Here is a 20,987-nt window from a genome sequence, read left to right as displayed (position 1 = left end):
TGACTCCCCTTCATATCAGGATGCTGTGCTGGTTAGGCCTAAGCGTGAGCTTGATGGGGCCAAGCCATGTACTTGCCGCATCGGATGAAGAGTCAAAGTTAAAACTGACCCCGGAAATTTGTATCACAGGGGATGAAAGCCAAGCCTGTGAGATCCGTGTCGAGTTACAGTGGCAACTCGCCCACGACGAGCTAGTCTGTATCTTGTCCGATAATAACGCCTATCCCAAATGGTGTAGCGAATCGTTAGAGCAACACGAAATCACGTTGAACATTAGTACATTAAACGATATTCAATTTGTCTTAGTGAGTAAGGACACCAATCAAACACTGGCTGGAGCCAAATTAAAAATCACGTCAACCTCGCAGCCTCAGGTGCGCAGACGTTACCGTAACCCTTGGAGTTTATTTTAATGACGAATCCACAATCACCCCACAGAGTGTTATTGGTTGAAGACGATGTCCGTCTTGCGAATTTAATCGTAGATTATTTGAAATCCCACGGCATGCACGTAGAAGTCGAGCGCCGTGGTGACACAGTCCTAACCCGCTTAATCAACTACAAGCCCGATATCATACTGTTAGACATTATGTTGCCAGGTATCGATGGCCTAAGCCTGTGTGAAAAGCTGCCCGATTACTTTGCCGGCCCCATCCTACTGATGAGCGCTTTGGGCTCTAGCGAAGATCAAATCAAAGGGCTAGAACTCGGCGCCGACGACTACGTGGTGAAACCCGTCGACCCAGCACTACTGGTTGCCCGAATCAACAACCTATTACGACGCCAAAACCAACCGCCACAGGCAGAATCCCACTGCCTGACCTTTGGTAAGCTGAGCATCGATCCCCACACCCATGCTATCCGCCTCGACAACAAAGAAGTCGACCTCACCAGCCATGAGTTTGAACTCCTGTGGTTGCTGGCCTCGCAGGCGGGACAAGTGCTGAGCCGTCAGTACATTTATCAATTACTGCTTAACATTGATTTTGATGGTAAAGACAGAAAGATAGACGTGCGCATTTCAAGACTGCGCAAAAAGCTCAACGACAATATCGAGACCCCATTCAGAATTAAAACCGTCTGGGGACAGGGTTATCTCTTCGCCCCCGAGGCTTGGAACAACTAAGAGCTCCCGTGAAACGTCTCTTTATCAGCTTATATTTACTGCTGAGCCTCAGTTTTCTAGGCATAGGCTGGACACTGGACAGCCTGTGGCAGAAAAATGTGGATGAAAATAATGCGTTAGACGCTCCTCTGGTTGCGTTAGCCCAGCTGCTAACCCTGCTACCAGAGGAGAATCGTAACGCCTATCTTGAGGCGCTGCCCAGCCATGCTCAGTTGCCCCTTAATCTGCTCAGCCCAGATCAAATCGCGCTAGCCAAAGACCAACAGCTCACGCCCAATCATGTGGTTACCACCACGACCAGTGAGGGCGAACAATTCCAGTTTATTCAGGTAGGCGAGCAAGTGTTAATGGCGGGTCCCATCGAGATAGACCCTAGAGCCTCGCTGCGTAATCTGTTTACACTGTTTTTCTATCTCTCACTGGCATTAGTTGCACTGATTTGGGTCGGCCCGCTGTCGCGGGATTTAAGTATTTTACGTAAGGCCACCAAGGATTTTGGCGAGGCCAAATGGGATACACGCATTAGCCTTTCAAACCGCTCCCAAGTTAAACCCTTAGCGAACACCTTTAATGAAATGGCGCGCCATATCAGTGCGTTAATCGAAAACCAAAAACATTTATCCAATGCGGTTTCCCACGAGATCCGCACACCACTTGCGCGGCTGAAATTCGCCCTCGCCTTAATGCCCATGTACTGCCAGCCCGATTCTGACGAACAAAAGCGTCAGGACTTTCTCAATGAGATGCAGCTCGACATTAAAGAAATGGAGAACCTGCTGCAGGAACTGCTGACTTACGCCAGTCTGGAGGCTCAGCGCGAAGGCACCCCCTTGGATGAATACGATTTGCTCAGCCTAGTTAACCAGTGCATTAAACGTTTAAGCAGCCTAAGTGATACTCCCATCCGCTTACAGGCGGAGATGACGAGCCTCCCCTTGGTCGGCGAACCCGCACTGATTGAACGCGCCCTGCAAAACCTGCTGACCAACGCCCAGCGTTTTGCTCGCCAGCAAATCCTAATTGAAGTCAGCCAAACCCCGCAAAGGGTGATGTTGAGTGTGAGTAATGATGGAGAGCCTATCCCCGAGGTGGATTTACCTATGGTGTTCGAGCCCTTTTACCGTAGCCAATCGGTGCAAAATGGTAACAAGGGTCATGGCTTAGGGCTGGCGATTATCAAACGGATCATGCAGCGTCATCAGGGCGAAGTGAGCGTTAGCAGCAATCCCTCTCAAACGTGTTTTACCTTAAGCTGGCCAAAAAAGCGGGAAATTTAAACGCTTAGTTGGTGCTCTCAAAGTCGAATTACTCCTCGAGGTCAAAATCACCGAGGTCCAATTCGGCAGCATCTTGCGGCGCAAAATCGAGTTGGGGATTAAGCGCCGCCCTCTCCTGCTCAAGTGCTTGCTGACGGGCTTTGTATAAGGCCAACTGTCGCCGACGTTTACGTTGGTGGCATAAACGGATCACATCGTGCTTTTGCGCGTCGGTAAAGTGCAACCAATTGAATCGCTCATCACGACTACGCAGGCAACCTTTGCAATAGCCGCGGGCATCGGTTTGGCACACACCGATGCAGGGGCTAGGTATTTCGAAAAAGGCTAACTGTTCCATGATGTTGAGCTACTCTGGCAAATTAAGCACTTAAAATGCGTGACCTTAAATACACAAGTAAAACAATACAAAAATTAAACACTTTTCACTAAATTACTTGCAGTCTTGTTGTTAATCAAGGCACATTGAACAGAGTTTGTACAACTTGGAGTGTCATCATGGGATACAAAAATATCGCCAGTCTGTTTGTCGCCTTGGTCTTAGTCAGCGCCTGCAGCAGTAAGCCGAAAAACGATTACGATCTCAATTACGACTTTAAGGCATTACAGAGTTTCAGCCAGCTCGCTCCCCAGCCTAGCGACGACCCACTCAGCGCCCAGCGCATTCAAACCGAAATCACCCAACAATTAAGCCAAAAAGGCTTTACCGAAAATGCCACTTCTCCCGATTTTAAAGTCGCCTATGGGTTATTAACCCAAGATAAACCTAAAGACTCGGGTCTCTCCATAGGTTTAGGCACGGGTAGTTTTGGCCGTTCTGGCGGCATTGGGGTAGGCACAAGCGTCGGCGTACCACTTGGCAGTGACACGGCAAAAATTCAAACCATTCAAATTGATATTATCGATACTAAAACCAATAAGCTGATTTGGCGCGGCACAGATAGTTTCGATTTTGACGGGGGCGGCGATAAAAAAGCCCAAGACACAGCCAAGGCCGTTAGCCGGATTTTGGCGCAGTTTCCACCGCAGCCATAAGCCTGCTGTATTAATGACTTAAACCATAATGACTTTAATAAACCACAATGGCTTAAACCACCGAGGCTTATGCAATAGTCAATAAAAATGGGCGATTAACGCCCATTTTTATTGCCAAAGGAAGGTCAAATCCTAAGCGTGAAGCTTAGTTAGGGTTAAGAAAATAACCCAGATGACAGAACGGTCGCCCCTATCGCACACAATTGCGACTACAACGGAACCCGGATTCTGCCTGGCAATCTCGAGCGCCGCAAATACCGCGCCGCCAGAACTCACGCCAGCACAAATGCCTTCTTCACGGGCCAAGGTTCTTGCCATGACTTTCGCGTCTTGCTCCTCAATATCCATCACAGCATCGACACGGGCAGCATCGAAAATACCCGGTAGGTATTCCTGCGGCCAACGGCGGATCCCCGGAATCGAACTGCCATCGGCGGGTTGTAGCCCGACAATGGTGATATCGGGATTACGGCTCTTTAGGTATTTCGATACACCCATAATAGTGCCTGTGGTACCCATGCTAGAGACAAAATGAGTGATCTTACCTTGGCTCTGCTGCCAAATTTCGGGGCCAGTGGTCTGGAAATGGGCGTTGGCGTTATCTTGATTATTGAACTGATCCAGCACCTTACCTTTGCCTTGTGCCTGAAGTTCTAAGGCTAAATCCCGCGCGGCTTCCATATTGTCCACCAGCAGCAGCTCGGCGCCATAGGCCTGCATGGCATCCTTACGCTCTTGAGTCGAATTCGACGGCATGATCAGGATCATCTTGAAGCCTTTAATCGCCGCCGCCATGGCTAAGGCGATGCCGGTATTGCCACTGGTCGCTTCAATCAGGGTATCCCCTGGGGCAATCTCTTGGCGAAGCTCCGCCTGAATAATCATATTCAGCGCCGCGCGATCTTTTACCGAACCAGCGGGGTTATTCCCCTCCAGCTTTAACAATACCGTTGAGCTACCACAATCAAGTCGCTGCAAACGCACCAGCGGAGTTTGCCCAATACAGGCTTCAATAGTCGGAAAGTCAGACACTCGGATGATCCTTTTAATAAAAGCGATTCAGCATGGGGTTATTTTAAGGGGGTTAGCCACAACAAACACGATGAATCTCACCCGAGGCATACAATTATTCGCTCATAGTTATTCAAAAAAGTTCTATTTATGTGGCTTTTTATAAATAAAATCTTCTATTACTCTATTCCTATACACTGACACAGTTGCCAGATTAAGGAGTACAAAATGCCAGTAAAATTGACTAAGGCCCTGCTGGGAACCCTATTGCTGGGAACCACCCTCAATGTGGCAGCCGCCGATCAGACACTATTAAATTCCTCGTACGATATCGCGCGGGAATTATTCAATGCCTATAACCCTGTTTTTGCTAAACATTGGCAAGAACAAACCGGCAAGACCGTTGAAATCAAGCAATCCCATGCGGGTTCTTCCGCCCAGGCTCGTTCGATTCTTCAGGGATTACCCGCCGATGTCGTGACCTTTAACCAAGTCACCGATGTGCAAATTCTGCATGACCGCGGCAAGTTGATCCCAGAAAACTGGCAACAACTGCTGCCTAATGCCAGCTCACCTTACTACTCTACCATCGCGTTTTTAGTGCGTAAGGGCAATCCAAAGCAAATCAGCGACTGGAATGATTTAGCCAAAGATGACGTTAAGTTGGTGTTCCCGAACCCAAAAACCTCGGGTAATGCGCGTTACACCTACTTAGCAGCCTTAGGTTATGCCCAGAAAAACTATGGTAAAGATAATCAAGCCTCATTAGATGAGTTTTTGAAGAAGTTCCTCGGTAACGTTGCCGTATTTGATACGGGCGGCCGTGGTGCAACCACGTCGTTTGTTGAACGTGGCATCGGCGATGTGCTGATCACCTTCGAATCTGAAGTGAACAATATTCGTCAGCAATATGGTGCCGATGATTACCAAGTTGTCGTGCCAAAAACCTCGATTCTGGCAGAATTCCCCGTTGCTGTAGTTGAGAAAAATGCTAAGCGTAACGGCACGCAAGAACTCGCAACCGAGTATCTAAACTACCTTTACAGCGAAGAAGCACAACGTTTGTTAGCCGGATTTAACTACCGCGTTCACAACGAGAAAGTTGTTGCCGAATTTACCAAGCAGTTCCCTGCGGTTGAGTTAATGACCGTTGAGCAAATCATAGGTAACTGGGACAACGCGATGAAGACCCAATTTGCCAATGGCGCCAAACTGGATCAGTTATTAAAACGTTGATCATCCGCTTGGGTAGCTAAATCACCAAATCCACAACCCGGGCAATGTCCCGGGTTTTGTGGTTATATCGCAGCAAGAATTCACAGCGTTTTTTTATCGTGATTGAGCAATAACGTGCTAATGGCATAATAATATTGGACTAACTCCATCAACCTTATCGGGTGGTTATTCAGTGATATTTAATAATGGGCGTTTACGCCACAAGCGGGTTTTGCCGGGGTTTAGTATCAGCCTAGGTGTGTCTTTGCTGTTTGTCAGCTTGATCCTCTTACTCCCCACCACAGGCCTGATTATGCAAACCAGCCAGATGAGCTGGGCAGAGTATTGGGGCGTGATTGCCGATCCCCGCGTGCTGGCAAGTTATAAAGTCACTATCTTGTCGGCACTGGCCGCCTCCCTGTTTAACTGTCTTTTTGGCCTGTTACTCGCCTGGGTGTTGGTGCGTTATGAGTTTCCGGGTAAGCGCATCCTCGATGCCTTAGTCGATTTACCCTTTGCCTTACCCACCGCCGTCGCGGGTATCACCTTAGCGACCCTGTACGCCGAGAATGGCCAGATTGGTAGCCTGTTGACCGAAATCGGTATCAAAGTGGCCTATACGCCATTGGGAATTGTGGTTGCGATGATCTTTACCAGCATTCCCTTCGTGGTGCGAACCGTTCAGCCCGTACTGGAAGAGTTATCCCACGATGAAGAAGAAGCCGGCATGACCTTAGGCGCAACCGATGGCGCCGTGTTTTGGCGGGTGATTTTACCTTCCCTCTGGCCAGCCTTAGTGGTTGGCACTGCGCTGTCTTTTACCCGCAGTCTGGGTGAGTTTGGAGCGGTGATCTTTATCGCAGGCAATATGCCCTATATCAGTGAAATCACCTCCCTGATGATTTTCGTTCGCCTACAGGAATTTGATTTTGCCGGCGCCAGCGCCATTGCCTCCGTTGTACTGCTAACCTCGCTGTTACTGCTGCTGCTAATTAACCTGTGGCAGGCGCGTTATTTACGCCGCATTCACGGCCGATAAGGAGCCACCATGAACTCATTTAAACCGTTAAGAGTCGGTGAAGCGCCCCTCATTAAATGGAGCCTAATCACCCTAGCCGTGTTCTTGGCCATGGTGTTATTGCTGCTGCCCTTAGTCAGTATTTTCCAGCAAGCTTTCGTTGGTGGTTGGGAGCGTTATATCGAGCATCTGAGCCAACCAGACTCACTCCACGCCATCGGGCTGACCCTGATGGTCGCAGCGCTAACCGTGCCGATTAACTTAGTGTTTGGGGTACTGCTCGCCTGGAGCGTAACGCGCTTTGAGTTTCCGGGGCGTAAGTTACTCATTACCTTGATTGATATCCCCTTTGCCGTATCGCCCGTGGTCGCAGGCTTACTCTATCTACTGCTTTACGGCAACAGTGGCTGGCTTGGCGCTTGGCTGTTTGAGCACGATTTACAGATCATGTTTGCTTGGCCGGGCATTTTATTAGTCACCATTTTCGTGACTTGCCCCTTTGTTGCCCGAGAATTAATCCCCTTGATGCAGCAACAGGGTGCATCGGAGGAAGAAGCCGCAGTCATCCTTGGCGCCTCATGGTGGCAACTGTTTCGCCGCGTGACTCTGCCCAATATCAAGTGGGCGCTGATTTATGGGGTGATCCTCACCAACGCTAGGGCCGTGGGTGAATTTGGTGCCGTTGCCGTGGTATCTGGCAATATCCGTGGTGAAACCAACACCTTACCTTTGCATGTGCAATTACTTTACGAAGATTATCAGGCCGAAGCCGCCTTCGCGAGCGCGTCACTGCTTGCCTTGATCGCCCTATTTACCTTACTGCTAAAAGCCTTAGTAGAGTGGCGCCAACAACGCAGCTTATCCGCCAATGACAACCAAGAGCAGAGCCAATCATTATGAGTATTCGTTTAACTAATATTTCCAAAAAATTTGGCCAATTTCAGGCGCTCTCGCCGCTAAATCTGGATATTCAAGAAGGCGAGATGATAGGTCTTCTCGGCCCTTCCGGCTCGGGTAAAACCACCCTATTGCGGATTATTGCTGGCCTTGAGGGCGCAGATAGCGGCCAAATCCATTTCGGTAATCGCGATGTGACCCAAGTGCATGTGCGCGACCGCAGAGTTGGGTTTGTTTTCCAAAACTATGCCCTGTTCCGCCATATGACGGTCGCCGATAACGTCGCCTTTGGACTCGAAGTCATTCCGAAAAAACAGCGCCCGTCAAAGGCCGAAATCCAAAAGCGCGTCAGCCATTTACTCGAAATGGTGCAACTTGGCCATCTAGCACAGCGTTACCCTGAGCAGCTCTCGGGCGGACAAAAACAGCGTATCGCCTTGGCCCGCGCCTTAGCGACTCAGCCCGAAGTACTGTTACTCGATGAGCCCTTTGGCGCCCTCGATGCCAAGGTGCGTAAAGAGTTGCGCCGCTGGCTACGCAGCCTTCACGATGAGCTGAAATTCACTAGCGTGTTTGTAACCCATGATCAGGACGAAGCCTTAGAGCTTTCCGATAGAGTAGTGGTAATGAGCAACGGCCATATTGAGCAGGTCAATACCCCTATTGAGTTGTATGCCCAACCCAATAGCCGCTTTGTGTTTGATTTCTTAGGTAACGTCAATCGGTTTGAGGCAAGCTGGCAACAGAATCGTTGGACCAATGGTGACGCCTTCTTAGTGCCTCCTGAGCAAGCGCCACTGCAACAAAACGGCGCGCTCTATGTGCGTAGCCATGAGCTGGCACTGGCGGATAAACCCAATAGCCAAGCCCATATTCCTTTTACCATAGTGGCGATAACACCGGTTGGCGCAGAAGTGCGTGTCGAACTGGCACCTATCGGCTGGCAGAGTGAAGAACTGTGGGAAGCCACCTTTACCCACCACCATCTGCAAGAATTGGGGCTGCAAAAAGGCAGTGTGGTCTACGCCACCCCAAGAACGGGTTATTTCTTTGCTGAACAAGGTGATGGTTCGCCTATCCGTCAAAGCTGGCCCTTCCTGCCGCCGGGCAGCTTGGCCTTCGATATTTAATCGCAGCCAGCATTCACCTACTACATACAACAAAAAAGCGCTGACAGTCTTGTCAGCGCTTTTTTGTTAACTCTCGAGCAGCTTAAAACCAGATCCAAGCAAAGTGGTTAGATTCCCCCCTACTAGTGACCATCGAAGAACAGATAGTTTAACCAGCCCTGCATCCGTAGCAGCACTTTGCGCATCACAGCGACATGGTGAAAATGTTCACTATACACAGCCACTTGTCCCGCTACTCCAGCTGGGAATTGACGGCGTATCGCATCGTCTTCAATATCGATTAATACGATAACCCGCCCTGTTTGGAATAGCTGATTAGACGATTGCAGCGTGCCATTCATCTGGATCTCACCCTCTGCCATCGCAGGGAGTACCTTAGCGACTTTGCCCTTAAACACTTGTCCAGGCGCCGCATCTAATACCACTTCGGCCTCATCGCCCTCCTGTAAACGCAGCAGCGAATTTTGCCAAAATGCACCGGCAAAATACCGCTGTTCATCGGGGATAAAACTCATCACCGGCCGTAAAGGTAAGGGAACCGCCATAGCCCCTGGACGCAGCGCCATTTGGGTGACAATACCATCGGCGGGCGCCCGCACAACAGTTTGCTCGAGATTATACAGTGCGCTTTCAAGATCACCCTGTAGTCCGGCAACTTTAGAATTAACCCCATCCACATTGGACTCATAGGCAAGACGCGCACGTAACTCTTCCGCTCGCGCCGCAGTAAGTTGTGCTTCAGAGGCTAAATACAATTGTTGTTTATTGTCTAATTCCAGCGCAGTAAAAGGCGAGTTCGCCCCACCTTTACGATGGCCTTGTTCATAGCGATCATAGGCTGACTTATTGCGATCTCTATCTGCGGCAACTCTCGCCACATTTGCCTTAGCGGTTTCCAATGCAGCCTCAAGTTGTGGCACCTCTTGCTCCGCTGCTAACAACGCTGCTTTTTTAGTTTTAACAACAGCTTCATAGGGCGTTGGGTCGATGCGAAACAGCACATCCCCTTGTTTAATCGGCGTATTAGGTTTGACATCAACAGAAGTCACTATGCCTTTGACAGCAGGCGTAATGGGAATAGTCACATAGTATTCCCGCGCAAAACGTGAATAGGGATGGTTGTAGTTCATTATCAGCAACAGCGCCCCGATAAGAATCACGCCTCCTAATACGGCGGTTGGCACTGTCCATTTGTTCATCGGGATCTTAAAGACTTTAAAAATCACAATACAAAAGGAGGCATAGGTTAATATCAATAGTAAATCCATGTTATACCTCGGCTTTTGGGCTTACGACAGTGGAAGTAGCAGCAATGGTATCAACGCTTGCTGCTGCCGGAGTGGGAATAGGCGCCGATTCAAGTTGCTCAAGCTTTGCCTGTAAGGCCATGACTGTTTCCCTTAGCGCTTTAACATCATCCTCCAATGCCTGCTCGCGCTTCATCACAGTGCTAAATCCCCAGCCTCGGTCCTCTCGATACAAGGTCGCCCAAATCCATAAAAAAGGCCAAATTGCATGTAACGTGAATAAACTTACCCAGCCCGCAATATGCAATGCATCCTGCTGGGGATGATTGCGCTTTTTCGCAATTTCATAAGGGATATCGTGAATGGCAATCACGCCATAAAAAATCACCACAACGACAAAAAACAAAATACCTAAGGCAAAATAATCCAGAAACATGCTCAGCTCCCACTCCCTTCCCATTCCTTATTTCGGTAAAACATCCTTTACCAAAATCGCTCTTTGCCACACAGTGTCTTTCAATTTGAGACACCATATAGTTCTACACCAGAATGACAAATTCGCAACAAAACCATCCAAATAGCTTGATCAAAAACACAATGGTTTATTGCGATGCGACAAATGGCATCCAAGGAAAGGCGGCCAGTGTCGACAAATTGCTATCGCCAAAATATGAATTATGGCTTGCCAAATACAGTAAGCGGCCAGACTGGGATAGCTCAAAAGCCTAGGCCTTTATGTCTTGTATCGAAAAGAGGCTAGCGAGAGTGGGCAACGCGTAAAGTAAGCAAAGACGAGATTTGCAGATAGGTAATGTCAGCTTAGATTTCTATAGGGTTACTCCCGATGTAGAGGCGAGCAAACCAAGACTGGATAACGATATCACGGCTTCAGTCTGAGCATTAACCCAAGAATCACAACAGCCAAGTGTTTAATTTAAAAGTTTTAACTTCAAGCGAGTTAGCATCGTTCTTGCCACTGACTTTCAACTAAATTGAACTCATAGTGGCTGTCATGGGGAGCGATATGAGCTTTTAATTTAAAGCTTTGGCCGCCTGCGGCAATCCAGCACTTGGAGAACCATTCGATAAGCGCGTTGGTTGCAATCTGCCAAGGGTCAAGATCTTCATCCTTGTCGATATATTCCTCTTCAAACTCATCGGGATAGACATGGTCGATATCGAGCAAACTTGGATTGACTGGTGCTGGGTATGTGGCCTTGCCATCGAGCTCCACAAAATACTCGGTGTTATCTTTATCCATAAAAAATACCCGCACCGGGAATTGGGATGAAAAACGATCGACAAAGACCTCAAATGCCAGCGTGACCACCTCTTGGGGATAGTCATGCTCAATCAGTTGCTTAAGAATGGGCTGTAACTCATCGGTGAGCTTGGCTAAGTAGCCATCGACTTTTTCTGTAAACTCTTGCTCGAAACTCATCTCTTCCCTGCTTATCATGCTGTACGGCTCAAACGGCAAATATTACTCACATTAAAAACTTGCCATTAGAAACTGAAAAATAATCCATATCCACCAGCAAGTTAACATCGACTGTGATGATACCCAACTCTTTCCCCAACCAAAAGCCAACACTAAAATCTAAAGTCGCTTTATGGCGGATAAGAAGCGATACCCCATAAGCCGCCACATATAAATCAGCGATTACCAGCCCAATAGCTACTCATGGGCATTGACTGTGCGCCCCGCAGCCCATTGTCTTAGGGCATTAATCTTATCGCCCATCACTATGGATAAAGGTTTGGTTTTGGTCAGCTCTTCTAACAACATGTCTTGATCAAGCGTTCGCGCTAAACTGCGGGCGCTGTACATGGCGGCTATCACCGCCTGCTCGATTTCAGCCCCCGAAAACCCTTGGCTATGGCGCGAAAGCTGGGCAAGATCGAGCCGAGTCACATCGATACCGCGGCGCTGGCAATGGATCAAGAAAATTGCTTTGCGTATAGCCTCATCGGGTAAATCGACAAAGAAGATTTCATCCATTCGCCCCTTACGCATCAGCTCGGGCGGCAGGGCTTGAATATCGTTAGCGGTGGCGACCACAAACACCTCAGACTTACGCTCCGCCATCCAAGTTAATAGTGTGCCAAGAATGCGGGTCGAAGTGCCCTCATCACTGCTACTGCCGCTTAAGCCTTTCTCTATTTCATCAATCCAAAGGATGCAAGGAGACATCATATCGGCCAATTCGAGAGCGTTACGCAGATTCTTCTCTGTTTCACCTATGTATTTGTTATATAAGGCGCCCATATCGAGTCTGAGCAAGGGCCGCTGCCACACACCCGCCACCGCTTTGGCCGCAAGACTTTTGCCACTGCCCTGCACTCCGAGTAATAACACCCCCTTGGGCGCATCGGGTTGTACCGCAGCCTTGGCATCGGTGGTTATCTGCACTGCGGGCGCGCGCTGTTTTAACCATTTTTTGAGATTATGTAATCCAGCAATCTGCGAAAAATCACTGGTGTCGTACTCAAATTGCAATATGCCATTAAGATCGAGCAGCTGGAATTTGGCTTTATTAATCAGATCCACATCTGAGTGAGTAATGGCGCCATCATCCACAATCGCCTTATGGATCAATCTTCTGGCATCATCTAAGGTCACACCGCGCAGGTTTTCCGCCAGTTTAACCACGGCTTTATCATCCACAGTAAGCGGCATGCCTTGGCCGCGCACTTTATCCACTTCTAAATAAATCAAGTTCTCAAGCTGGGAGGTACTCGGCAGGGTGAGCTGAAAATAGGCGCAATAACGTTTAATTTCGGGCGGGATCTCAAAGGCATGGCTCACCAGCACCAGCGTATGTTGCAGCGCATCGTATTCGAGGGCGATTTCTTTAAGCAAACGGACATTCTTGGGCGCATCAACCACAAAGGGATGAAAATCACAGAGCACATAGATGCCCTGCTGGGTCGTCGATTTAATCTGCCCTAGGATATCGCTAGGTTCAGTATTAAATTTCTGCGCCGCCATGGGTTTATCCACCCGCGTCAGCCCTTGGGTAATACTCCAAGTAAATAAGGGCTGATAGAGCACATTCGCCACCCGCTTAAGCATGTCTACAACACGGTATTCTTCATAGGTTTCAATCACTACGATAGGCGTTTTAGAGCGTAGTACGGCGGTTAAATCACGAATGTCTTGCATCTTAGGTTTCCATAATCCGTTATGAAACGAAAAGTTAACATAAAACACCGCCACAAACAGGATTTTTACTATGCCCAAGCACTAGGGCGTGTTGACGTTTCAGGGTTATTTTTGCAGCAATGTGGCTGGCTTTTATGCAAGGCAAAGTCCGTGCAGTGTAGTTATTCTACATAAACGGACGATCACGCGGCAGAAAAGCCAGCCAAATGCTGCCCGAAGGGTTCGTCTGGCAAGCTCGTTCTCTTTGTCACTCGTCATTTGAGTAGAATAACTACACATCATTCCTCGTTTCGCGAGCACGTGCTTGCCAGAACGAACAAAATCTAATCTCGAAACGTCAACACGCCCTAAACACCCTTAAATAGCTTGATCGAAAACACAGTTGTTAATTTCAGTCTCATGCTTTAGCGCCAATCGGGGTAGACTATGGCCCAAGAACGTCCAAAGGCGTCAATTATCCCAATATAAAAAGGTACCCACACCATGATAGGAACTCCCTACACAGAGGGCGCTCGACGCGCCATGTTGCTTGGCTGCGGTGAGCTAGGTAAAGAAGTCGCCATCGAGCTCCAACGCTTAGGTGTTGAAGTGATTGGCGTCGATCGTTACCCCAATGCCCCTGCCATGCAAATTGCCCATCGCTCCCATGTGATCAATATGCTCGACGCTAAAGCGCTTCGCGCCATTATCGAGCTAGAAAAGCCCCACTTAGTGATCCCCGAAATTGAAGCTATCGCCACTCAAACCTTAGTTGAGATGGAAGCCGAAGGCCTCAATGTCGTGCCGACAGCGCGCGCGACTCAGCTGACCATGGACAGAGAAGGCATTCGTCGCCTCGCCGCCGAAACCTTAGGTCTGCCGACCTCGCCCTATTTCTTCTGCGATACTGAAACCGAGTTTAATCAAGCCATTGGCAAGATTGGTGTGCCCTGCGTAGTCAAACCCGTGATGAGTTCATCGGGCAAGGGCCAAAGTGTTATCCGTGATCTGGCCCAAAGCGCCAAAGCCTGGCAATACGCCCAAGAAGGCGGCCGCGCGGGCGGTGGCCGTGTGATTGTCGAAGGCTTTATCCCCTTCGATTACGAAATTACCCTGCTGACCATTAGCGCAGTGAATGGCATCCACTTCTGCGCGCCAATTGGCCACAGACAAGAAGACGGCGACTACCGCGAGTCATGGCAGCCTCAAGCCATGTCAGCCGACGTGCTAGCAAAATCCCAAGCAATCGCCAGCAAAGTGGTGGAAGCCCTCGGCGGTTACGGCTTATTTGGGGTCGAGCTGTTTGTGAAGGGCAGTGATGTGTACTTTTCTGAAGTCTCGCCTCGTCCGCACGATACCGGTTTAGTCACCTTAATTAGCCAAGATTTATCCGAGTTTGCACTGCATGTCAGGGCAATTCTTGGCCTGCCGATTCCGAATATCCATCAACATGGCCCCAGCGCCTCGGCGGTTGTATTGGTGGAAGGCAAATCGAAAAACATTCGCTATCAAGGTATTGCCGATGCCTTGGCGGCGGAGAATACTCAGCTCAGATTATTCGCTAAGCCTGAAATCGATGGTCGCCGCCGTTTAGGGGTTGCCCTCGCCCGCGATAAAGATATCGAAAGCGCAGTCAACAAAGCGCTGGATAGTGCATCTAAGGTAAAAGTGATTTTCTAGGCATAAATGCTTAACGACTTGTCGCCAACACCTTGGCGATAATCACCGCGCCCAGCCCTGTTGCTGGGCGCGTTTTTAAGGCATTTAAACTGTACTAGCTCAGACCTGATCTGACAGTTACCCATTTTTTAGGGTGCTACTGTCAGCTTAGATTTGAGCTAAATTCTTTTCAGCCCAAAACCGTTTCCCATCTATTAATGTGGCCAGTGGTGTTCTGCCGCAGCACATTTTACCTTGATGGGTTCGTTCATTGTTGTAATAAGCCAGCCATTCGTCCAGATCTTTTTGTAGTTCCTCCATGTTAGCGTACAGTTTTTTTCGGAAAGTAACCTGATAAAACTCATTCAAAATAGTTTTATGGAACCGTTCGCAGATCCCATTCGTTTGCGGGTGTCGCGCCTTCGTCTTAGTGTGTTCTATATCGTTAATTGCTAAATACAGCTGATAGTCGTGCTGTTCCACTTTGCCACAGTATTCGGTTCCTCTGTCAGTTAAAATGCGCAACATGGGCAGCGCCTGTGTTTCAAAGAACGGTAATACTCTGTCGTTGAGTAAATCGGCCGAGGTGATTGGGGTTTTCGTGGTATACAGTTTCGCGAAAGCAACTTTGCTGTAAGTATCGACAAAGGTTTGCTGATAAATCCTGCCTACGCCCTTAAGACTACCAACGTAAAAGGTATCTTGTGAGCCGAGATAACCTGGATGATGCGTTTCAATTTCACCACATGCTTCATCGTCTTGCTGCTTACGCTCAAGGGCGGCAACTTGTTCATCCGAAAGGATTATCCCTTCTAGCTCGACTTTGGCTTCGAGGGCTTTTAATCGCTTTTTGAAGTTCTCTAAGCCATGCCGTAACCAAATGGAGCGCACGCCACTGGCGGAGACAAATATCCCTTGTTTTCGAAGCTCGTTACTAGAGCGAGACTGCCCATGGGCAGGAAATGCGATAGCATGTGTTAAGACGGCATTTTCAGTTACATCATCAACACGATTCTTGAGGTTAGGTGTTCTTCTGGACTGATTAATCAACGACTCAACACCGCCGTTTTCAACCAGCTCTTGATAGCGATAGAAAGTATCACGGGAAAGCCCCATGACTTTACAAGCTCTAGACACGTTTCCCAATTCTTCAGCGAGATTGAGTAAACCAGCTTTGTGTTTAATGATGGGATTGTTAGTATGAAGCATGAGAGTTACCTTTTTGCTTTGATTAAGTTTCGACACCTTTATCAAAACGGGTAACTCTCATCTTTTCAAGATGATGTGTCAGATCTAGTCTGAACTAATACATTTAAACCGAGTTAACCGCCATCTCTTATTCAGTCAAATTGATTTCGCGTCTAATGCAAAAGCCTGATGCAATCCAAGGTGGTTTTGAGGCATAGTAGTCCTCTATTTGGCATGCCCCACGCTAGGCTTTTACACTTATCCCATGGATTTACGCGGTCGTTATTCCACTCTTTTTCATGCTAAGCGCTTTCACTCTAAGCGCTTTCACTATAGTCGCTTTCAGTCCAAGCACTTTGAGCCCAAGCGCTCAAAATCCTTGAAAGCGATACATCGCACCCTTGCACTTTTGCTCAGGTTATCCCAGCTACTGGCGTTAGCCTTTGGCTTAGTTTTCCTTAGTGCCTGTCAGCCTGCGAATCAAGATACATCGAGCATCAAAACAGCCACTGCCGCCCCGCGTGAATTAACCCAAGAGGTGTATGTGTGGCAGCGGCAATGGCGCGATGCCAATCAAAGCGCCTTGGTCGAAAGCCAAAACGCCTTTAATGGTGTGCGCATCTTAGCATTGCAAGCCCATCCTAAACCCAATGGCGCGGATATTTGGTTTGAAGTGCAGGTCAACCATGCTTGGTTACAGGCCGATCCTCGCCCTAAAGTGGCGGTGATAAGATTAGATGGCCAACTTACGCGCCTTAATAATCGCGAAGTCATCCAAAAAATCCTCGCACTAGTTCAAGACTGGCAAGCAAAGGGTACCAATCTTGCGGGAATTGAAATCGATCACGATAGCGCCAGCAGTAAACTCGCGGCCTATAACGCTTTTTTACGCGAGTTAAAAAGCCAATTACCTCACACGCTTAAACTCAGCATTACCTCATTGCCCGCTTGGTTGAGCAGCCCAGAGTTTCCGCCGTTGTTTGACAATATCGATGAGCTGGTACTGCAAATTCACAGTGTCAGCGACCCACGTTTAGGGCTGTTCGACGCCACACAAGGTTGGCAATGGGTCGAGCAGCTGTCACGCTTAGCCAAGGCGCCCTATTTGATTGCCCTGCCGTCCTACGGCTCGGCGGTGTATAGCACGGCATCGGGTTATCGAGTGGAGAGTGAAGTGCCGATGCGAATGCCTTTGGCAGACACTACATCTTCGCAGCATCTTGCGCGCCAAGAGCTGATGGCCGATCCACAGGTGTTGCAGTCCTTCGTTAAAAAACTGCACACCTTTACCGACCCAAGGCTTAAGGGAATGATTTGGTTTCGATTACCCCTCGAAGGGGATAAACGGGTTTGGCCACTCTCGACCCTGATTGCGGTCGCCCAGCAGCAACCACTCACCCCGCACATTGAGCTAGAAATCTTAAACCAAGCCAATACCGATTCGGCCCAACATGAGGCGCCGGGAAGCCACTTATTTCAACTGGTGCTAGTCAATAAGGGCAATCTTGCGGGCAAGTTACCGAGCCAGTTGTCCCTAGCGGCGCAGGCGTGCAGCGGGTATGATGCGCAAAACGGTTATCAAGCCAAATTAACCCAAGGAACATTAGTGTGGCAGTTACCGCAAGCCACCTCAACGGAGCGCGCATCCGCACCAGCCTCCTCGCAGTTTGCGCCGAATTTAATCTCAGCGGTCGAGCTAAGCCCAAACGGACGCAGAGTCATAGGCTGGGCACGTTGTGAGTCATTACATTTACAGGGAATTTATGCGTCATAAGCCACATTCATTGCCAGCGAATCCTCTCCCTCGCTGGAAAACCAAATTCAAACAAACCAGCCTGATTGGCTTAAGTCTCTTCTCCCCTGTGCTATTAGCCTGCGGTCCAGACTTTCCGCTGCAATTAACCCAAGACAGGCAATACAACTTAAGCTATTTACCGCAAACCAGCTTTAGCCAGCAAATCAATGGGCTTGCTAAGCCGTTAGCTTGGCAATTTCAAGATGAGCCTGCGGCACAGGAATACCTCTGGGATGAGGTGCATAGTCGCTATCTATCCCAGACTCGCGCCTATGAAAACAGCGAGTTATCCGAGGCGCAGCTCGCGCTGGTCAATAGTCTGCGTGATGCGCAAAGCTTGGCAGAAGCCGAACAGCTGGCCACGCAGTTAAAGGAGAGCTTAGCGCCCGCCTTAACCTGGTACAGCCTTGGCGCTATGGCGTTTGATGCCAAAGAGTACGATAAAGCCAGCGATTACTTTAAAAAAGTCATCGCCCTACCAGAGACTGAGCGCGCGGGTCGCAGCCTGTGGGCGCTGTATAGCTTGTCTCGTATCGAGCTAATTAAGAGCAAAACCGCTAGCGATAATAGCCACTTTGTCCAAGCTAATGCTTACTTGCAGCAGCTACAAACTGAGGTGACCCAAGGCGCCGCCGATCCGCTGCGCTTGAGCTTAGCCGGCCTTGGCGAGCAGGCTTATATTCTGCTGCATCAAGGCCAAGCTCAAATCCAAGTGGCTCGAGGGGAATATGAGCCGCCTAAAATTGATGTGGCCTTAAATCCCGCGACGCTGGATAAGATTATCGAGCTGTATGCCACCCAATCGGCCGAGGGCGACAGCAGCGGTTATGATTCGCTGTTGATGTTAAGCCGCACCTTAATGGCAAAAGATATCACTGAGATTAAGCCCTTATTGCAGCAGCCGAGCGTGCAGCAGTTGCTTATCGCCTACTGGCAAAGCAGCGCCAATGACTTAGCCTTTGATGGACAGCTTACAGAAATGGGTCAACAGGTCGCTAAAACGCTGACAGTCTTCCCAACCGACGGCCTGATGCTGAGCCAAGGCGATAAGTTAGCCGCGATTTATTATCAGTTGGGCGACTATGCCAGTGCCGAACGCCTCATTGCCCTCGCAAAACCCAGCGGACTCACTTGGTGGCTCACGGCAAAATTAATGATGCAAAAGGGCGATCAAGCCCAAGCCGCCAAGGCCTATGCCGAAGCGGTGCGCCATTTCCCAACGGATATGAACGCTACTGCCGCAACTACCAGCCAACAGGATGCCCAGCAGCAGGCCATTGAAGCCGATGCCGAGCAAGCCACCTATTGCCGTATTCGCGCCGAGCAGGGCTTGCTATCCCTTGAGCGGGGCGAATATGTCGATGCCCTAAGCCAACTGTTCGCCAGTGGTGATGAGTATTGGCAGGATATTGCCTATGTGGCTGAGCGGGTGCTCACCACCGCCGAGCTTAAGCTGTTTATCGACGAACATGTGCCGGTAATGAACTTCGAGTATCCCAAGGACAGCGATTGGTACGACAGTGTCGAGCCACTCAACAATCGCCTGCGTTACTTACTGGGTCGTCGCTTACTGCGTGAAGGCGCAATTGTCGAAGCGCCAGCTTATTTCAGTAATCCCACACTCAATGCCAACGTGCAGGAGTATGGCAAGGCACTGACCACAGCCAAGAGTAGCAAAGGCATTGAGAGCGCCCGCGCCTATTGGTCTGCCGCCGAACTCGCGCGTCATCAAGGCATGGAAATCTTAGGCTTTGAATTAGCACCGGATTATTCAATTTATGCAGGGATGTTCGACTTAAGGGATTGGTATGCAGCGGATAAGCTCAGCGATAAAGAGCAGCAACGCATCAGCGCCAGCCAAGCGATTCCCGATAAACGTTTCCACTATCGCTACCAAGCTGCCGAACTAGCAAGCAAGGCCGCCGACTTTGTCCCCCACAACAGCCAAGCCTATGCAGCGCTATTGTGCCAAGCCACAGGTTGGGTGTTATATCGCGATGATGAACTCGCCCAACGCTACTATAAAAAATACGTCGCCAACGGCCCCTTTGTGCCTTGGGCGGAGAATTTTGGTACTCAGTGTGAAACCCCAGACTTTGACCGCGCCGTCGAACGGGAGAAAGCCAACCAAATCGCCGAGTGGAATGCGATTTACCACAAACTGAAAAAGCCCGTGGCCGTTAGCTTTGCCATCATCGCCGCCCTACTCGGCGCTTACGCGTGGCGCAGAAGAAAGCGTAAACAGTAAAAACACAAAACGCCTTTCTTATAACCAAAGAAAGGCGCTGGTACTAAACGCTGAATCGCATAGTTCACTGAATACATTGCTCTTAACCATTTCATTCAGGCATAAAGCTTTTTACCCAAAGCAAGATTTCTGAAGAGTATACGGCGTTATACACATTGCCACTGTTTCTCATTTTTTCGTAGTTTGAATGCTTTAATCAAAATCAAAGTCGTGGGGCTTCCCCCCACACCCGACCAAGGAGGACTGCTCGTCCTATCCTCCTTGGATGCTCCAAGACGCCCCTCACGGAGTTGAAAGCCCCTTGGGCATTAAGCGTTCTTATGCTATCGCGTCAGACGCTCGTCCCTGATTCGACTGACGCTATCTCGGCATCCATGCCTCGTTCACGCAACAAACACAAATGCCCTGCGGCAACTCCGAGGGGAGGTGTATTCCTTGGAGTTTCGAGTCGTTAGATAGTGATTCATCAGCAAAAATAAACGTGAAAGAACGAGAAAGCTAAGACAATATCAAATGATTACCCATCAAACTGTATAAAAAACCGCTACCGTAAAAAAGCAAATTCCTATAGCATCATTTATACCCCCATTTACACGGATGTGGCAGCGGCCAAGTCCAACAAGCGATTTATGCCTTGCAAACAGCGCAGCGCATAAATACTAAGACGTTATGTCTTAATACATAGGGAAATCTGATTGAAAAATATTAGTGCTCATTTACAAGTTATTAGAGAGGCTACAGTTTTTGCCAGATACAAGTGCATGAATCATGACAATTTACTGATGATTCATGATCTGATGGATGCTATTCATAATACGACTGAGCACATCGAGAAAGATTATTGGAAGGATGAAGAGTATATCGCAATGTACTACCTACCTTATGATAAACAATGGGGTTCTAAAGGGCTTGTTTTAATCGATATTTATAAAAAAGCCTGCCCCCCCCAATAGACATAACAATGCGTGGCACTTTGCGGCCTTCGGCCGCAGCGACGCT

General features: G+C 49.0%; 18 protein-coding genes and 1 pseudogene. 12 read left to right on the top strand and 7 right to left on the bottom strand.

The features are described from left to right. Positions 1-20 precede the first annotated feature (20 nt). From ACUZ8J_RS05090 to ACUZ8J_RS05080, 3 genes are read left to right on the top strand one after another with little or no spacing between them, the layout of a single operon-like run. Positions 21-413: a DUF3019 domain-containing protein gene (locus ACUZ8J_RS05090; protein WP_164717969.1), complete on the top strand. Its 393-nt coding sequence runs from the start codon at positions 21-23 to the stop codon at positions 411-413. Continuing rightward, positions 413-1,126: a winged helix-turn-helix domain-containing protein gene (locus ACUZ8J_RS05085; protein ID WP_011073412.1), complete on the top strand. Its 714-nt coding sequence runs from the start codon at positions 413-415 to the stop codon at positions 1,124-1,126. The genes ACUZ8J_RS05090 and ACUZ8J_RS05085 overlap by 1 nt, the downstream gene beginning before the upstream one ends. A gap of 8 nt (positions 1,127-1,134) precedes the next feature. After that, the gene (locus ACUZ8J_RS05080; protein WP_446693257.1) at positions 1,135-2,403 is read left to right on the top strand and encodes an ATP-binding protein; all 1,269 of its coding nucleotides are present in this window, start codon (positions 1,135-1,137) and stop codon (positions 2,401-2,403) included. 28 nt (positions 2,404-2,431) lie between these two features. Here ACUZ8J_RS05080 and ACUZ8J_RS05075 read toward each other — a convergent pair whose 3' ends face one another. After that, entirely contained in the window at positions 2,432-2,740 is a 309-nt protein-coding gene (locus ACUZ8J_RS05075; protein WP_011626998.1) for a DUF1289 domain-containing protein, read from the bottom strand. Between the two features lie 158 nt (positions 2,741-2,898). Between ACUZ8J_RS05075 and ACUZ8J_RS05070 the strand changes: the two genes are divergently transcribed. Beyond that, positions 2,899-3,435 (top strand): DUF4136 domain-containing protein, encoded by a 537-nt coding sequence (locus tag ACUZ8J_RS05070; RefSeq protein ID WP_374916460.1) that lies wholly within the window; start codon positions 2,899-2,901, stop codon positions 3,433-3,435. A gap of 155 nt (positions 3,436-3,590) precedes the next feature. Here ACUZ8J_RS05070 and cysM read toward each other — a convergent pair. Beyond that, a pseudogene (gene cysM, locus ACUZ8J_RS05065) lies at positions 3,591-4,467 on the bottom strand (cysteine synthase CysM). 207 nt (positions 4,468-4,674) lie between these two features. Between cysM and cysP the strand changes: the two are divergent. The 4 genes from cysP to ACUZ8J_RS05045 all read left to right on the top strand — a co-directional run bounded on the left by cysP (position 4,675) and on the right by ACUZ8J_RS05045 (position 8,706). Next, positions 4,675-5,682 carry a thiosulfate ABC transporter substrate-binding protein CysP gene (cysP, locus tag ACUZ8J_RS05060; RefSeq protein ID WP_011627001.1) on the top strand — a complete coding sequence of 336 codons (1,008 nt, stop codon included), beginning with the start codon at positions 4,675-4,677 and terminating at the stop codon, positions 5,680-5,682. A gap of 172 nt (positions 5,683-5,854) precedes the next feature. Continuing rightward, positions 5,855-6,700, top strand: a complete 846-nt coding sequence (gene cysT, locus ACUZ8J_RS05055; RefSeq protein WP_374902055.1) for a sulfate/thiosulfate ABC transporter permease CysT — start codon at positions 5,855-5,857, stop codon at positions 6,698-6,700. Positions 6,701-6,709: 9 nt separating this feature from the next. Next, positions 6,710-7,579 carry a sulfate ABC transporter permease subunit CysW gene (gene cysW / locus ACUZ8J_RS05050; RefSeq protein WP_140906509.1) on the top strand — a complete coding sequence of 290 codons (870 nt, stop codon included), beginning with the start codon at positions 6,710-6,712 and terminating at the stop codon, positions 7,577-7,579. Then, positions 7,576-8,706, top strand: a complete 1,131-nt coding sequence (locus tag ACUZ8J_RS05045; protein ID WP_218738080.1) for a sulfate/molybdate ABC transporter ATP-binding protein — start codon at positions 7,576-7,578, stop codon at positions 8,704-8,706. Before cysW ends, ACUZ8J_RS05045 begins: the two co-directional genes overlap by 4 nt. 122 nt (positions 8,707-8,828) lie before the next feature. Here the strand turns inward: ACUZ8J_RS05045 and ACUZ8J_RS05040 are convergent, their stop codons facing one another. From ACUZ8J_RS05040 to ACUZ8J_RS05025, 4 genes are all read right to left on the bottom strand, one after another. Next, entirely contained in the window at positions 8,829-9,974 is a 1,146-nt protein-coding gene (locus ACUZ8J_RS05040) for an HlyD family secretion protein (RefSeq protein ID WP_037421369.1), read from the bottom strand. Position 9,975: 1 nt separating this feature from the next. Beyond that, positions 9,976-10,389, bottom strand: coding sequence for a DUF3302 domain-containing protein (locus ACUZ8J_RS05035; protein WP_282634344.1), 414 nt, complete (start codon positions 10,387-10,389; stop codon positions 9,976-9,978). A 522-nt stretch (positions 10,390-10,911) separates the two neighbouring features. Next, positions 10,912-11,394 carry a hypothetical protein gene (locus tag ACUZ8J_RS05030; protein WP_282634345.1) on the bottom strand — a complete coding sequence of 161 codons (483 nt, stop codon included), beginning with the start codon at positions 11,392-11,394 and terminating at the stop codon, positions 10,912-10,914. Between the two features lie 237 nt (positions 11,395-11,631). Further along, entirely contained in the window at positions 11,632-13,119 is a 1,488-nt protein-coding gene (locus tag ACUZ8J_RS05025; RefSeq protein WP_446693256.1) for an AAA family ATPase, read from the bottom strand. Positions 13,120-13,602: 483 nt separating this feature from the next. Between ACUZ8J_RS05025 and purT the strand changes: the two genes are divergently transcribed. Further along, positions 13,603-14,778 carry a formate-dependent phosphoribosylglycinamide formyltransferase gene (purT, locus tag ACUZ8J_RS05020; protein ID WP_446693255.1) on the top strand — a complete coding sequence of 392 codons (1,176 nt, stop codon included), beginning with the start codon at positions 13,603-13,605 and terminating at the stop codon, positions 14,776-14,778. 147 nt (positions 14,779-14,925) lie between these two features. Here purT and ACUZ8J_RS05015 read toward each other — a convergent pair whose 3' ends face one another. Then, on the bottom strand, positions 14,926-15,966 hold the full coding sequence (locus tag ACUZ8J_RS05015; protein WP_011625997.1) for an IS481-like element ISShes15 family transposase: 1,041 nt from the start codon (positions 15,964-15,966) through the stop codon (positions 14,926-14,928). 244 nt (positions 15,967-16,210) lie between these two features. On the opposite strand from ACUZ8J_RS05015, the gene ACUZ8J_RS05010 reads away from it, so the two are divergent. The 3 genes from ACUZ8J_RS05010 (at position 16,211) to ACUZ8J_RS05000 (ending at position 20,941) form a co-directional block, all read left to right on the top strand. Continuing rightward, a complete protein-coding gene (locus ACUZ8J_RS05010) occupies positions 16,211-17,719 on the top strand; it encodes a DUF3142 domain-containing protein (protein ID WP_446693254.1) in 1,509 nt (502 codons plus the stop codon). Next, positions 17,709-19,988, top strand: coding sequence for a tetratricopeptide repeat protein (locus ACUZ8J_RS05005; RefSeq protein WP_446693253.1), 2,280 nt, complete (start codon positions 17,709-17,711; stop codon positions 19,986-19,988). The genes ACUZ8J_RS05010 and ACUZ8J_RS05005 overlap by 11 nt, the downstream gene beginning before the upstream one ends. 695 nt (positions 19,989-20,683) lie before the next feature. Continuing rightward, on the top strand, positions 20,684-20,941 hold the full coding sequence (locus ACUZ8J_RS05000) for a hypothetical protein (protein WP_446693252.1): 258 nt from the start codon (positions 20,684-20,686) through the stop codon (positions 20,939-20,941). The last annotated feature ends 46 nt before the right edge of the window (positions 20,942-20,987 follow it).

The sequence above is a fragment of the Shewanella sp. Koi 1 genome (assembly GCF_052907445.1).
This window is presented reverse-complemented; position numbering and strand designations above follow the sequence as displayed.